Source organism: Blastomonas fulva (genome assembly GCF_003431825.1).
Classification (GTDB): Bacteria; Pseudomonadota; Alphaproteobacteria; order Sphingomonadales; family Sphingomonadaceae; genus Blastomonas; species Blastomonas fulva.
This window is the reverse complement of record NZ_CP020084.1, coordinates 59,354-72,170: the sequence shown is the minus strand read 5'-3', so window position 1 is coordinate 72,170 and position 12,817 is coordinate 59,354. Positions and strand designations below refer to the sequence as shown.

Here is a 12,817-nt window from a genome sequence, read left to right as displayed (position 1 = left end):
GGCGCATTACTCCGGCGTTGCAGGGAATGAGGCAGCCTCGCGCCTCGGCAATCGCTGCTGTGATGCGAGGCGCTCGGAGACCTTCGCCTCGATCTCAGCGATCGGGTTGGCAGGCTGGGAAGCCGCTTGCTGGGCTGGGGCCTGATGTATCGGCGCTGGGGTCTCTGGAAGATTGGACGCCATGGCAGTCTCAGCGCCCACAGAACCCGGCTGACCGTCATCCAAGATGCCAGGGGCAATCGCCATGAATTGCGGTGCGCTCTCGGCGGCCGCCAACAGCCCCTGAGCACGCGCAGGCTTTGCACCTCGTAGCGCAATTGTCTCGAGAGCATCGCCCCGGCCCGGGAGCATCGCCTTAACTGGCAACGCGATGCGGGCATGGGCTGTGCCTGCGGCATCCGTGTAGCCCGGAAACACGACAGACAGCTCGTAACTCGGCGATGAACGCGCAACGAGTGCTTCCGAACCGAGCGACTGGCCCCGCACAGGCGCGGAGATCCCGTCGTCCATCCGGAACGGGCCTGCAGGGTTCAGAAGATCCGCCGAGGTCGTTTCCTCGATCCGCGCAATTGCGCTGTCATCGATCACCAGCGAAGGCGCGCAGATACCGTCTGCAGCCTCACAGCGAAACTTGCCGCTGACATTGGTACCGAGCGTCGTACAGGCCGACAGGGAGAACGTCACCGCCGCGATTGCCATTGCGCCTTTGGTGTTCATGACACCTTCTCCTTCAGCCAGGTTTCGAGGAACTCGCGAGGGCGGAAGCCGTGAAGGACAGCGCCATCGTCGCGCACAATGACCGGGGTGCCGGTGAAGCCATGCTTCCTCGCAAAGGCCTCATTGGCATCGAGGCCCGAGGTGTCGCAGCGCCGACCGCTCGTGATCGCGCCTCCGTCATAGGCTTCATTAACCGCGCGGCGCTTGTCGCTCGCACAGATGACCGCCTCTGAGATTGGACGGGTGCCGAGAACCGAAATCGGGCGCTCAACGACCTTAACGTCGAGCGTCGCGAGGGTTTCGTGGAGGCGTTTGCAATACCCGCACCGGAAATCGCTGAAGACGGTGAGCGTCCGGCCACCCTTGCCCATCACAACGCTGCCGCTCGAGGGCAGAGCTGCGAGCGCTGCAGGATCGATCCGTGGCAGTGGCCCCGCGTCGCCCGCCCCTGCCTGACGTGCCTGTGTTGGTTCGGCCGCGCCGTCCTGACTCTCGCCAGCGCCCCCCGCCCCAACCAGCATGTCCGGGTTCATCTCGAGCAACCGGGCAGCTGTGAGATCCTGCTTGGTCTCCATGTCGTAGACACGGCCAATGATGAGATAGCGCGCCGAGCGGTCGATGTAGAAGAGGTTCTGGCGTGCCTGAACTTCGCAAACGCCCTCGATCTTGTCGCAGTCGATCATGGTGATCTCGGTCTTGGGGAGACGTTTGACCAGCGCTGCCTTGATCGTCGCAGCGTCGTCTGCCGCCGCGGCATGAGCGGCTGCTGCAATTGCAGCGAGGGAGCCAGTGAGCGCGAGGGCGGCCCCTGCCACCTTCCATGTGGTCCATTTGAATTCCATGACGGGCCTCAATTCCTGATGAAGGTGCCGTCGAGGAACACGACCTCGACCGCAGCACCGGTGGGCATCTCGACGACCGGCTGATATTGCTCGGCCCGTTCGATCAGATAGTCGGAGAGCGTGTTCCCAGCGTTGGCCGCGCCGCCGCCAATAGCCTGAATGCCGACATCGGAAGCTGACGGGAGCACGGGATCCTGGGAAATCCGGGGGATCTGGTTGGCACCCTGAAAGGCGTTGCCCACCCCGCTCACCAGCCCTGCGAGAAACGCTTGCGTGGTCAGCGATCCTTCACGGCTGACAACCCGTCCGCGAACGCCGACTTTGCCGCCGAAGGCAATGAAGCCCTTGACCTCGGACACCGCAAAGCGCCCGCCGGGCTGCGCGCAGGTCATGCGCTGCAGCTTCACATAGACCTTCTCGCTGGAGAGATCGCCGTAAGCCGCACCATTGACCATGCAGCCCTGCACACGGGTCGCGAGCAGCTTACCGTCACCATAGACCGAGCGCGCCGGCCCCGTGATACGCAGAAGAACCGGAAGAGGGTCACTCTGGCTGCGGGTATTGGTCGTGGCATCAACGCCGACCACCACGGTGGCATTCGCGATCGAGTTGGGCGGGAGGTAGTTCGGCGAGTCGGTGTAAACCGCAGGGGCCTTGGCCGGATCAATGCGCGAGCCCGTCCCGCCCGCTTGCGCGAAAGACACCATCTGCACATCGTTGCCGCGGCGGGGCAATGTGGCGGAAGGTGCGCCGGACGCAGCCGGCGAAGGCACGCCCATCTCACGGGCAGCCGCGACCGGCCCGGGGGCAGTCGGGCGGGGGGTGCCCCTGGTGACCTGCTGGCGCAGTTGCTGGTTCTCACGCTCATAGGCCTCGAGCACCTGCTGCCCGTCGCGCGCCATCGCGGCATTTTCACCGCGCAATGCCTGAATCTCGCTCTGCAATTGCGCAACCTGACCAGCCTGCGCCTCGACGCCCTTGAGACGCTGATCCTGGGAGTTAACCTGACCCTCGTAGATGGCCATCCATTCCTGATCGACGCGCTGTCGGTTCATCAGGGCATCGGTTGACACCTCGGTCTCATGCCCAGGCTTGGTTGCCTCTTCGACCGCGGTTTCCGTCCGCAAGACATACATGGTCGAAGCCACGACCGCGACACCACCCAGCCCGAAAAACAGCATTCTCTGGCGCTTCTGTGCCTTGTCATTGTCGATGATCGAGCCCGTTTCATCGACCGCATCGCGGCCATCGGCCTCGGCGCCATCCAGATCCTTGGGCTTGCGCTTAAGAAAATCCATGAGGCTTACCTTCCTGCAGGCACGACCACATAAGCAGCAGTCGCCTGCCCGCTTGCGAGGTTGGGGTTGGAAATAGTGACGGCGATTGCACCGTCCCCGGCGATGAGTTCTTCGCGAAGCGCGATCGGTGAGGCGCTGGTATTCTCGATGCGCAGGACCTTCCCGGTCATCGTCGGGCTGCGGTACTCGGTGATGAGCTGGACCTTCATGTCCCCGACATTGACCGGGGCACGAGCCGCGTCGCGGATCTCAAAGCCGGTTACGGGGCGCTGTTCGAACATCGCCCTGACAAGCCCGACAGCGCGATCCTGCAACGAACCTGATGCTGTAAGGACCTCAGGTTTGGCGGACGGATTTTCGATATCGGCGTTGCCCACGAAAACCTGCACGGCGCTGTCACCGCCAATCTGGCAGTCGAACTTGTAGACAAGGCCCTTTTGCGTCGTCCCGAAGAAGGAGATGTTCGGCTTCGAATAAGCTTCGGGGACCGAGATGTAGATATCGCCGCGGGTGGGTTCATGGACGATCGAGAAGTCTTGGCCCTCGACGCCAGTTTGCACGCGGGATACCGATACGAACCGGTCATCCTTCAGCGAAATGCGCGTCAGGTCGGCCTTGGATGCCCGGCAGCGAACCTCTCCATTATCGACGGCGAGGATGCTTTCGTCAGCAAAAGCTGGCGTGGCCGCCATGACGAAGCCGACAGTGAAAAGTGCAGCGCCAAACCCTCGAACAAGATGGCTGTCGATGCGGAAAAGCAGCGGCGCGCCCGAGGCAAGGCAGAGCGTCGAGACAGAGAAGGTCATTGGTTCGGTCCTTCCTTCTTAACGACGACACCAAACCCCTTCAGGCGCAGCGACACGCCGGTGTAGGTCCAGTGAAATTCGAAGATCTTGTGCTCGCGGCGCACGTCCTTGGATCCGACGATGGTATGAAGGACGCCGCCGACCTGGCTGGTGAGGTTTTCCGGATCGGTGCGGATCCAGTTGATCGTGACAAACTGGGTCACCTGCGACCCCTCCTGATCAGCCACGATCCGCAGGAGCTTGGCCTTGAGAGCCCCGCGCGCCTCCGGAGCGGAAATGGCCACGATGCTATCAAGCCAGTACTGGAGTGTTTCGGGCGAGCGGTTGAGCGCGAGCTGCGCGGTGTCGCGCGTCGCGGCCTCAAGATATTCGGGCGTGAGCGCCGCAGAGCTCAGCGTCATCTGGCTGGGCAAGATGGGCTGCAGCACGACCTCGCGGTCCCGCGTCGATGCCGCGGTGAACATGACCACCACGAGAATGCCGAGCACGACACAGATGAGCGCAAGCAGGTTGCGTTGCTTGAGGGTCCGCTGAGACGCCTCGTGGGCAAAAGAGATTTCCATATCAGCCCGCCATCACACGAAGATGAGATGGCGGAGCGACCTTCAGACCGAAGAATTCTCCCGGCAAATGCCAATAGGCAAAATGCAGGACCCAATGCATCGAACGCCCAGCTTTGACTTTGCGATAGCCGAACCACGCAGCCAGGGCCAAAAGAAGCCCGATGACAACGTGCTGAGCGAGGATGCCCCAGGTGAAGGGTATGACCATCACCAGGAATTCATCGAGGGTCCAGAACCCGATCAGTTCTGGATCGTCGAGATGTTTTGGGATCGAATACTGGTCCAAGGATCAACTCCGCCAGAGGGAGGACAAGGAGCGGCAGCCCGAAGGGTGAACTGCGGTAGCCTTGCCATCATGAAGCGAGGGCGCAGCGTTCAGACCGTGCCGGTAACCGAGGCGGTGACGATCGGAATGCCAGTCCCGGCGCCGACGCCGACGCCCACAGGGATTGCGACCTGACCCAGCGAAAAGCGGCCCGACGCCAGCGCAACGATCCCGCCGGCGAGCGAGAGCACGGTGATGATCCGGCCACCGGAGCCTTCAAGGAAGCCGGTGAACCGGGCGAGAGCAGTGTTGAAGGTCGAGTCGGCTCCCGCCATTGCGGCATCAGCGCCGAACACGCTGGCGGCAGCGAGCGCCGCAATCGCAACAGCAAGCGTGCCGCTGCGATTCTTCAGATCGAGAGTGGTCATTGAGGTTTCCCTTTCGGTTGGATGCTGGCGTCTACCGCCACAGCCAAAGTCCTCCCGGGGGACACCTTTTCTCAAACATTAGATTCGAAACTGAACGCCGATTCGTGCGACTGGTCCGGAATTGGCAACCAGGGTGGTTGCGATTCGCGGCCAGCCCGGTCGGAATATGCAACCACCCCGGTCTGGATTCCCGACCGGGGCGGTCGAGATTCCTGACCACCCCGGTCGTGATTTCCGACCACCCTGGTCAGGAATTCTGACCAGGGGCTTCCCGCCCGCCAGAAAAATGATTCGAACCCGTGTCGGAAGCGGACGAAGGGGCAACCCTTCGGGAAACACAGGAAGGTGGTTGGACGTGGAGCAGAACACGCATGTGGCGCACGAAATCGCCGTGAGCAATGTGGCCTTCGAACAGATCGTAAAGGCCATAGCCTCGCTAAGCTTGGAACGAGGCCGCTTCGTAAAATTCAAAGACGTCCTTCTCTATGCCTTGGCGAGATATCAGGAACCGAAGGAAGATCATGCAGCTGGCTTGGTGGCTCAACTCCCGGTGGACGGCCCCATCCGCATCTACGTGCGGCTCAATTCGAAGGAAAATGCGGCTGTCGAACGCCTGAAAGGGGAGCTGAACGCCAAGACGAAAGTCCATTGCGGCGTACGAGAAACCCTTGTGTTCTGTGCCTTACTCGTTGCGCAGGGCGAATTTTCCACTTGCAAAATTCCCGCTGGCAAGATCACACTATGAAATTGCATGGTGTGGCATGGCGGAGGCATGAATGTGCAAGGGGACGCCCGAGGTCTTGGGAGTAAAGGCCCATAGCGTAAACAGAATGTACGCTGCTCTGATCAAGGAACAGATGCAGCTGCGTCATACGAGCCTCAGGAAGATGGCCGACGAAGGAGTCCTCAAACGGAGCCGCCGTGCAGGCTTTTTTGAAAGGCTCGAAGCCGGCAGCCTCACAATAGACGAATTCCAGAGGGTCCTTGTTCACCTCGAGATTGACCCAATCAGAGCCGGCCTCGTTCTGCTCTGCTACAACAGCGCAAGCTCATACGAAGACCCATGCTGCGAGACGACTGCCCTGGTAGCGGTCGCGCTCGCTGCTCGCCTTCCGAGCGAGCTGGCAGCATGCGAGGGGCAATTCGAAACTATCCGTCAAAGCCTGTGCGAAACGATCGCGAAGAAGACATCCACCGCCATCGCGAAACACCATATGTCACTCGAGAACCGGCATAACGGCGGCGGATTTGAACATGCCTACGCATGATCCGTTCGTCACGAAGGACGACAACGCTTCATGATGGAGCGCGTGACTGGTCACGAACACCTAGCCGCTAACGGTGCGCCGGCAGCGGAAGGCGCCCGGAACCGGAAAGCGGAGCAAAGACGCAGGCGCCGCAAGGACGGTCTGCACCCCCTCGAAATCTGGCTGCCAGCAGCCATGATCGAGATGATTGACCAGCTGAAAAGGGATGATCTTTCGTCCAGGGAAGCGGTCATCGCAGCGATTGTGGCGACAACGCTCAGCTTCAGATCGCCTGAACCATCAGAAGGACAACCGATGATGCTCTGAAATTGAAAGGGGGCCCCGCGCCAACGGGACCCCCTTTAACGCATCCTGTTGCCAGAGCGCCAAGTTCACCTCGCTTTCTAGCAACAGACCGAATGGCAAACAAGCGCTTCTGCGCGCGATGAAGCGCGCCCGAACGCTGCCAGGGATCGCAGCACCAGCTGGTGCATATGAAAGGGAGGTCAGCGACGCAGACATGAAAAACCCGGGCAGCGCCCGGGCCTTTCGAAGGAAGCTGTAATTTGCCGCGCCAAAGCGTGGCGAGAGACACCGGCAAGCTACCTGCTCCCTGACAACTTACAAGCATTTTTCGCAAATTTTGCGGGCAATGTTCTTTGTCTGTGCCGCACCTCAGGACTGAGGGAGCGAAGGGGTGACTATTGTCAAAAATCAGGCAGCCTCGGAGGTGAATAGCCGCCGCCGGGGAGGGCCAGCAGCGATCGGCGCCTGTCTGCCAAACCTGGGGACGCTCGAGACCGACCAGCTGACCAAGATCACTTTCATGGAAGACCCGGCAGATCGGGCTAGACATGCAGCGCGCGTCAGCAAGATGATGCGGGGGTTCGGACATACCGGGACCGAAAACGCAGGCAGGCAGCGTCGGCGCAAACTGCTCGACATCATCGAGACCTTCGCGAGGATGCCGCCCGTGACGATCGATGTTCCGAGAATCGTCTGGCGCGATCTTTACGATGCCGCCGCGAACATCGCGGCCATGAATATCGACTGGGACAGCCGCTGCGGCCCGCTCATTGCCGCCTCGAACGACCATCTCAAATGCCGGATCGGGTGGACCGCCGCGCGCAAGAACATCAGGCGCCTTGCCGAATACGGCCTGATCATCCCCCATTGCCTCGCCGGCAACGGCAAGCGATTTCTTGGGTCACGAGACAGCGAGGATCGCTCCGACGCATCAGGATGGTCGCTGGCGCCGCTGCTCCTCCTTGAGGATTACCTCACACAACTGGCCGCCACCGAGAAGGCCCTGGCCGCGCAAAACCTGATACTGCCCAATGAAATTCGAAGGGCAACAAGCAGCGCGTACCGGCTGCTGCGGCCGTTCGAGCAGGGCCACCTCTGGGCTGACAAGACCAGAACGAAGCTCGATGCGATCGCTGCGGCGCGGCGCACATACCAGAGGCGGAAAGGATCCATGGACGCGATCGCAGTGCTCGGCCGCCTCGCCGAGGTCGCGACCCGGCTGCTTGATCGGTTGTCAGAGCGCATATCGCTCGACGACATTTCGTCGCTGACACCTTCCGGGGACACTACGGTGCGCCGGGATGACCACCATCAATACAGCCCTGAAGAAGCTCTTGAATCTGTATACGGCTTGGCAGAGGGCGTTTGCCGCCAAGAACCTGATAACATTCCAGCCACACCTGATGCCGACAGGGTGAAGCAAGAAACAGCCGATGCTTTTCAGAACGCGCAGGTCTCGGCCGACGCGCATGATGTCTACGGCATCCATCGATCGGGTTTCGTTTGGGCCGAAGCCCCTGCCCTCTTCCCCTTTATCGACGGCATGGTCGAAATTGGAACCCGACCGGGCCTGACCGAGCTCCACGAGGTCGCTCGGGTCTGCCAGATAGGCCAGGCTACGGCCGCGCGGGCAAGTGCGACACTGGGCACAGGGGTCGCACTCCTGTGCGCTCTGATCACCGGGCATCACTTGGCCAACGGACAAATCCGCAAGACGCCCGATGCATACATGCAGGCGCTGGTGCGGCGCGCCCGCAGCGGTGAACTCAATCTCGGCCACACGCTGCTCGGCCGCAGAAAGGCAGTATTCGGCCAGGGGGATACAAGAGCTTCGAAAGTGCGTATCTCTCTTCGATCATCGCTGCACTAGGTCCGACTCATGAAGCAGGAAGCCCTTATCGCTTGGACATCGCTCTACATCGGCGTGGGAATGATGGCGCTGATCTGCGCAGTGCTCGCGGTAGTAGTGACTGCCGACGACTGGCGCAGTGGCAGATGGCGACCCACGCACCAAACGGGGCTCCAGAAAGCTCTGGTCATCCCGAAGCTCTGGCTGCGCTGGCAGCTCAACTACCTCAAGGGCGCGCCCGTCATCCTGGCGATCAGTGTGTACTATGCGTGGCACGTTGGGTTCTCAGTGTTCTGGAACGTCTGATCGTCCTTCGAACGAGGCAAGCATCACCCGGCGAAACGGATTGGGCGCGGGAAGTGCTGCCGAGGCAAGCGACACGCCGCCGGTCGAATTCGGATTGCCGATCGAACCCATGATCGTGCGCACATAGTTGCGGGTCTCACGAAACGGCGGGATACCGCCAAACTGGTCAACGCGTCCCGGGCCTGCATTGTAGGCAGCCAGTGCAAGCTCCCATGTCCCGAAGCGATCCAGCTGCTCGCGCAGATACCGCGCACCGCCGACAAGGTTTTGCCGAACATCCCAAGGATCGCTGACACGCAGATACTGAGCCGTACCGGGCATCAGCTGCGCCATGCCCATCGCACCGGCACTGCTTCGGGCGAAGGGACGATATCTGCTTTCCTGCGCCAGCAAGGCGTCAAACAGAACAACGGGCACGCCGGCAGCACAAGCGACGTCGACGATCAGGTTGAAATAGGCTGTCCGGCGAGCCTGGGCATCCCTGCTGATACCATATCGCGGGAAGAAGCTGCGGGACTGGCAGAGTGGGTCATCCTGCACAGGGCGGGAAGGTGAAGAAGCAGGGCCCATGAATGATGCACCTGCCCGCATCCACGAAGGAACAGCGGGACGCGCGGCATAGGGATTGATCGTGAAGCTGTGCGGGATCAACTCAAAGTCGCCGTTCAACTCTGGTGAAAACGCATCCACTAGAGCCGGAGGCGGTTCCACTGATTGCTCGAGATCGACCTTCCCGCGCAACTGTGGGGCGAGCACAGCGAAGTCCGGTTTTGCCTCTGGCGAAAACACGTCGAGAATGGCTTCGCGCGCCGACGATGGCGTCGGCGTCAAAGCAACCAGGAAAAATAGAAGATTTTTCATGACCACACCTTTCGGCGTGGTTCGGATATCGCCCTACTTTTCTAAATGAACACGCGCCGCATGGCAATCGCGTACAATCTGGCATCGCACAGACGAAAGGGGCGTTGGCCATCGCGAGCCGTGCAGGAGAAGGTCGGGTCGATCCAAAGGGGAAAGATGGTGAGGCTTAGCTGAGAGGAGCGGGTTTATGTTGATTGCGCTCAAACCCACCCAGGAGACCATCGACATCGTTGCTGCACTGAAGGGCCGTTGGCACGGTTCCTACGCGATGTGCGTCTGCCCCGCGCACGCAGACAGAACCCCTTCCCTTTCTGTCCGGCAGGGCGAGCGGGGTATTCTGGTTCATTGTTTCGCGGGCTGCCGCAGCGAGGATGTCCTGCGCGAAATCGGTCGGACCAGACCGATCCTGCACTCCCCTCCCCCGACTTACAGTCCAGAAGGAACTGCGCCCAATGTCAGAAGGATCTGGGATCAGGGCATAGAAATCCGGGGAACGCTCGGCGAAGTCTACCTTCGATCGAGGCGACTGTCAGTCGATCTCCCCGACTTACGCTTTCATCCAAGGTGCCCGTTCGGCCGCAAGCCCGAAACCACCTTCCGGCCCGCGTTGCTGGTCGCTGTCCGAACTGGGCACAAATTGACGGCTCTCCAGCGGATCAGGCTGACGGACGACGGAACATGGCATGATGGCAAGTTCATGCTCGGCAAACCCGGACAGGGCGCTTGGGCTCCACAGTTCGAAGGCAACGTGCTCGCCATTGCTGAGGGCATGGAGGATGCGGCAAGCTATGCTCAGATCAAAGGAGTCCCGTGCTGGGCAGCACTCGGGAATGAGCGTCTCGCGCTAATCAACGTTCCAGACCATGTTGGCACCCTTTACATAGCCTCGGACAACGATGATCCAGGCCGATGCGCTGCAATGGCGGCAGTTGGATCACACAACATACCAGAAAGGCAGATCATTCGTGATCCACCGCCAAGGCGTTTCCACGACTGGGCGCAGGTTCAAAGCCAGATCAGTTAAATGAACATCGCGCTGAGTGTCGGCTGCCGACCCACACCCGGTCGTTCAGAGTTGCGAGACTAAACGTCTGCTTTCGCTGAAAGCCGTCGTGCAGCTTTCAGGATCATGCACTGGCCACGCTGATGACTGCAACTGGGTGGTTTGGCGAACTGCGGCTTTTCTGGCGCCGAAAAGTTGTCTTGGATCAGTGCATGGCTGCGCCCGATCCAGTCCGGTCGCTTGGTTACTCGCGCACATAGCGCACCGGTGTTTCTTCATCCGACACCAGTTCGGCACCATCACGCGTCAGCTTCAAGCTGATAAACCTCGCTCCCCCCAGCAGGCGGCTATCGGCCAATATGTGAACGACACCAAATTCGAAAGGCTCAGTCTCCAGGATGGACAGACGCCCTGAGAGCAAGGCGTGGTCGGCGGTGATTCTGACGATGGCATTGCCGGGGATGCCCGGATCATAAAAAGCGCCAAGCTCGTCCGTTTTCCCGATGCGAACTTGCCCATCCGCGAATTCGAGACGGATGATGACATCTCCCACACCGCTTTTGAATATGTCATGGGAGACCTGCACCTCGATGCCTTTGCGCCATTCGCTCTGCGGGATATTGTCGGCATCTGGACGCCGCTCAATCCGGCACGTTTCTGGAAGAACTGGCGGACTGGTTCGCGGATGCGCGAGACCTGCGATCTGGTATGACAGGGTTACCTCGTGTTCGAGTTGTTCAGCCCTGTATAACGCTTCGCGTGCCTGCTCATTGAGCGTAGCAGCCATTTCCTCGCTCGCATCGACAGCGCGCTGGGCAGCGAGCTCTGCCTCCTGTTTGGCCAATTGCCAGCGCCTGAAGGTCTGTTGCGCCTCGCTGGTGGCAAGCGGGCCAGGACGCGGTCGCTCGGGCGGAGCAAATGTCTGGACCGGTAGGACCACGGGTGCGAACGGGCAGCGCGCTTCGGCCGCTGCGATCAATCCATCATAATCACGGTTGATCCGCCGTTGTTCATCAAAGCTTGACCATTCGGCCTGTCGATCCAGACTGAACGCCGGCACACCTGCTGGAGGAACATCAGTTTGCAGCACAATCTGGTCGTCCTCTATTGCCCACACGCCGATCGAGAATGATGGGACGGACTGATCACGTTGCCACCATTCGAAACTGCCGTCTTCAAGCAGATGAAGGACGGGGGCGGTGTCGTCCCCGGGTTGCCCGACGTAAAATCCCGAAAAACACGCTGCTGCCGGGACTGCTTCCGAATCGGTGCAGCGCGCTGCGTGCCCATCATCAGTTGGTGTTTGTGTCTGCGCTGCAGGAATACTGTGAAAACACAAGATCATAGCGGTGGTCATCACCCAAACGCTTTTGTAGACAGCAAGGCTCATTCGCGGCTCCAATCGGACCATCGACATACTAGCCCTTGCTGGCTGCTGCCGCATGCCGGCGGGCTGCTCAGCACCCCCGGAACATGCGCAGCGGGACCGGCATTCGACCAACGAAGCCTTGTCTAGTTCGCAATTGCTGCCTAGCATACAGCATGTTTCGCTTGCTTTTCATTGCTCTGGCGTTGCCGGCGATGCCCGCCATGGCAATCGACGATGTCGAATTTGATCCCTCGGATGTCAGCATCACCGATGCCGTCAATTGCCACATTGACGCCCCCACCTACAATTCATTTGCGCTAGCCGCGGTTGGCGAAGACAATCTTGCAAAAAGCTGGGGCTGGCGGAAAATCGATAACGAGAACCCGTTTCTGGCCGAATACGAACTCCCCGAGGCGGAATGGATAACAGGGCGCTGGTGGACCAGACGAGTGGCGTTTACCTCTGGCGGGGTTCTGGCCATTCTCGATCTTGCAGATCCGAGCGAGCTTGCGGCAGATGAAGAAATCACCAATGATGCCGACTTTGCTGGTCCGGACGAAGACGTGGCTGATGCAGCTGTGTCGGCTAGCCCGGAGGCGTTAAACGATGCTGCGCAGATGAGAGCAGCAAATCCGTCAATCACGGACGATCATGATCCGGCCGCCGGCTTCACCAAATTCATGGGAGAACGCGTGCTTGCAGACGTGACGGAACCGGCCAACGAAGATGAAAGCTTCGGCACGCGCACCATCATTGCCCGGTCGATCTCCAACGTGGCAAGCCATCCGGGCAAGACGCTCTATGGCTGCTCCTACCGGATTGAACTGCTGGATCGTGATGGCAATCCCCTGTGATCGGGCGCGTCGTTCTACCCGATGATTGTAACCGGGGGACGCAGGATTAGGCGTCGCTTGCCCAAGTCTTGCCGCCGCTTATCAGGGGCGCTGCTGAGCGCAT

The 12,817-nt window shown here is 60.4% G+C and carries 16 protein-coding genes; 7 read left to right on the top strand and 9 right to left on the bottom strand.

Going from position 1 to position 12,817, the window contains the following annotated elements; translation table 11 throughout:
- Nucleotides 1-6: 6 nt before the first annotated feature.
- From B5J99_RS19040 to B5J99_RS19010, 7 genes are all read right to left on the bottom strand, one after another.
- Nucleotides 7-717, bottom strand: a complete 711-nt coding sequence (locus B5J99_RS19040) for a hypothetical protein (protein ID WP_162892719.1) — start codon at nt 715-717, stop codon at nt 7-9.
- Complete coding sequence (locus B5J99_RS19035; RefSeq protein WP_117353717.1) at nt 714-1,559, bottom strand: DsbC family protein; 846 nt, start codon at nt 1,557-1,559, stop codon at nt 714-716. The genes B5J99_RS19040 and B5J99_RS19035 overlap by 4 nt, the downstream gene beginning before the upstream one ends.
- Before the next feature lie 8 nt (nt 1,560-1,567).
- Nucleotides 1,568-2,740: a TraB/VirB10 family protein gene (locus tag B5J99_RS19030; RefSeq protein ID WP_245991953.1), complete on the bottom strand. Its 1,173-nt coding sequence runs from the start codon at nt 2,738-2,740 to the stop codon at nt 1,568-1,570.
- Nucleotides 2,741-2,862: 122 nt separating this feature from the next.
- Entirely contained in the window at nt 2,863-3,663 is an 801-nt protein-coding gene (locus tag B5J99_RS19025; protein ID WP_117353713.1) for a type-F conjugative transfer system secretin TraK, read from the bottom strand.
- Nucleotides 3,660-4,226, bottom strand: coding sequence for a type IV conjugative transfer system protein TraE (locus tag B5J99_RS19020; RefSeq protein ID WP_117353711.1), 567 nt, complete (start codon nt 4,224-4,226; stop codon nt 3,660-3,662). The genes B5J99_RS19025 and B5J99_RS19020 overlap by 4 nt, the downstream gene beginning before the upstream one ends.
- Nucleotide 4,227: 1 nt before the next feature.
- Nucleotides 4,228-4,512 (bottom strand): type IV conjugative transfer system protein TraL, encoded by a 285-nt coding sequence (gene traL / locus B5J99_RS19015; RefSeq protein WP_054136666.1) that lies wholly within the window; start codon nt 4,510-4,512, stop codon nt 4,228-4,230.
- 89 nt (nt 4,513-4,601) lie between these two features.
- Nucleotides 4,602-4,919, bottom strand: coding sequence for a hypothetical protein (locus B5J99_RS19010; protein WP_117353709.1), 318 nt, complete (start codon nt 4,917-4,919; stop codon nt 4,602-4,604).
- A gap of 355 nt (nt 4,920-5,274) precedes the next feature.
- Here B5J99_RS19010 and B5J99_RS19650 point away from each other — a divergent pair, with 355 nt between their 5' ends.
- From B5J99_RS19650 to B5J99_RS18985, 5 genes are all read left to right on the top strand, one after another.
- Nucleotides 5,275-5,664, top strand: coding sequence for a hypothetical protein (locus B5J99_RS19650; RefSeq protein WP_162892718.1), 390 nt, complete (start codon nt 5,275-5,277; stop codon nt 5,662-5,664).
- Between the two features lie 85 nt (nt 5,665-5,749).
- A complete protein-coding gene (locus tag B5J99_RS19000; RefSeq protein ID WP_156444247.1) occupies nt 5,750-6,187 on the top strand; it encodes a hypothetical protein in 438 nt (145 codons plus the stop codon).
- A gap of 30 nt (nt 6,188-6,217) precedes the next feature.
- On the top strand, nt 6,218-6,493 hold the full coding sequence (locus tag B5J99_RS18995; RefSeq protein WP_117353704.1) for a hypothetical protein: 276 nt from the start codon (nt 6,218-6,220) through the stop codon (nt 6,491-6,493).
- A 370-nt stretch (nt 6,494-6,863) separates the two neighbouring features.
- A complete protein-coding gene (locus tag B5J99_RS18990) occupies nt 6,864-8,342 on the top strand; it encodes a helix-turn-helix domain-containing protein (protein ID WP_117353702.1) in 1,479 nt (492 codons plus the stop codon).
- 9 nt (nt 8,343-8,351) lie between these two features.
- A complete protein-coding gene (locus tag B5J99_RS18985) occupies nt 8,352-8,627 on the top strand; it encodes a hypothetical protein (RefSeq protein WP_054735501.1) in 276 nt (91 codons plus the stop codon).
- Here B5J99_RS18985 and B5J99_RS18980 read toward each other — a convergent pair.
- On the bottom strand, nt 8,607-9,488 hold the full coding sequence (locus B5J99_RS18980; protein ID WP_245991950.1) for a lytic transglycosylase domain-containing protein: 882 nt from the start codon (nt 9,486-9,488) through the stop codon (nt 8,607-8,609). The genes B5J99_RS18985 and B5J99_RS18980 overlap by 21 nt on opposite strands.
- A gap of 187 nt (nt 9,489-9,675) precedes the next feature.
- On the opposite strand from B5J99_RS18980, the gene B5J99_RS18975 reads away from it, so the two are divergent.
- The gene (locus B5J99_RS18975) at nt 9,676-10,512 is read left to right on the top strand and encodes a DUF7146 domain-containing protein (RefSeq protein WP_117353700.1); all 837 of its coding nucleotides are present in this window, start codon (nt 9,676-9,678) and stop codon (nt 10,510-10,512) included.
- 223 nt (nt 10,513-10,735) lie between these two features.
- On the opposite strand, the gene B5J99_RS18970 is transcribed toward B5J99_RS18975, so the two are convergent.
- Nucleotides 10,736-11,881: a hypothetical protein gene (locus tag B5J99_RS18970; RefSeq protein WP_162892717.1), complete on the bottom strand. Its 1,146-nt coding sequence runs from the start codon at nt 11,879-11,881 to the stop codon at nt 10,736-10,738.
- Between the two features lie 152 nt (nt 11,882-12,033).
- Between B5J99_RS18970 and B5J99_RS18965 the strand changes: the two genes are divergently transcribed.
- Nucleotides 12,034-12,714: a hypothetical protein gene (locus B5J99_RS18965; protein WP_117353696.1), complete on the top strand. Its 681-nt coding sequence runs from the start codon at nt 12,034-12,036 to the stop codon at nt 12,712-12,714.
- Nucleotides 12,715-12,817: the final 103 nt, after the last annotated feature.

Coding starts and splice junctions, on each gene's coding strand:
- B5J99_RS18970 (WP_162892717.1), bottom strand. CDS start 11,881: ATGAGCCTTGCTGTCTACAAAAGCGTTTGGGTGATGACCACCGCTATG.
- B5J99_RS18995 (WP_117353704.1), top strand. CDS start 6,218: ATGATGGAGCGCGTGACTGGTCACGAACACCTAGCCGCTAACGGTGCG.
- B5J99_RS19020 (WP_117353711.1), bottom strand. CDS start 4,226: ATGGAAATCTCTTTTGCCCACGAGGCGTCTCAGCGGACCCTCAAGCAA.
- B5J99_RS19010 (WP_117353709.1), bottom strand. CDS start 4,919: ATGACCACTCTCGATCTGAAGAATCGCAGCGGCACGCTTGCTGTTGCG.
- B5J99_RS18975 (WP_117353700.1), top strand. CDS start 9,676: ATGTTGATTGCGCTCAAACCCACCCAGGAGACCATCGACATCGTTGCT.
- B5J99_RS19000 (WP_156444247.1), top strand. CDS start 5,750: ATGTACGCTGCTCTGATCAAGGAACAGATGCAGCTGCGTCATACGAGC.
- B5J99_RS19025 (WP_117353713.1), bottom strand. CDS start 3,663: ATGACCTTCTCTGTCTCGACGCTCTGCCTTGCCTCGGGCGCGCCGCTG.
- B5J99_RS19035 (WP_117353717.1), bottom strand. CDS start 1,559: ATGGAATTCAAATGGACCACATGGAAGGTGGCAGGGGCCGCCCTCGCG.
- B5J99_RS19030 (WP_245991953.1), bottom strand. CDS start 2,740: ATGCTGTTTTTCGGGCTGGGTGGTGTCGCGGTCGTGGCTTCGACCATG.
- B5J99_RS19040 (WP_162892719.1), bottom strand. CDS start 717: ATGAACACCAAAGGCGCAATGGCAATCGCGGCGGTGACGTTCTCCCTG.
- B5J99_RS18965 (WP_117353696.1), top strand. CDS start 12,034: ATGTTTCGCTTGCTTTTCATTGCTCTGGCGTTGCCGGCGATGCCCGCC.
- B5J99_RS18985 (WP_054735501.1), top strand. CDS start 8,352: ATGAAGCAGGAAGCCCTTATCGCTTGGACATCGCTCTACATCGGCGTG.
- B5J99_RS18980 (WP_245991950.1), bottom strand. CDS start 9,488: ATGAAAAATCTTCTATTTTTCCTGGTTGCTTTGACGCCGACGCCATCG.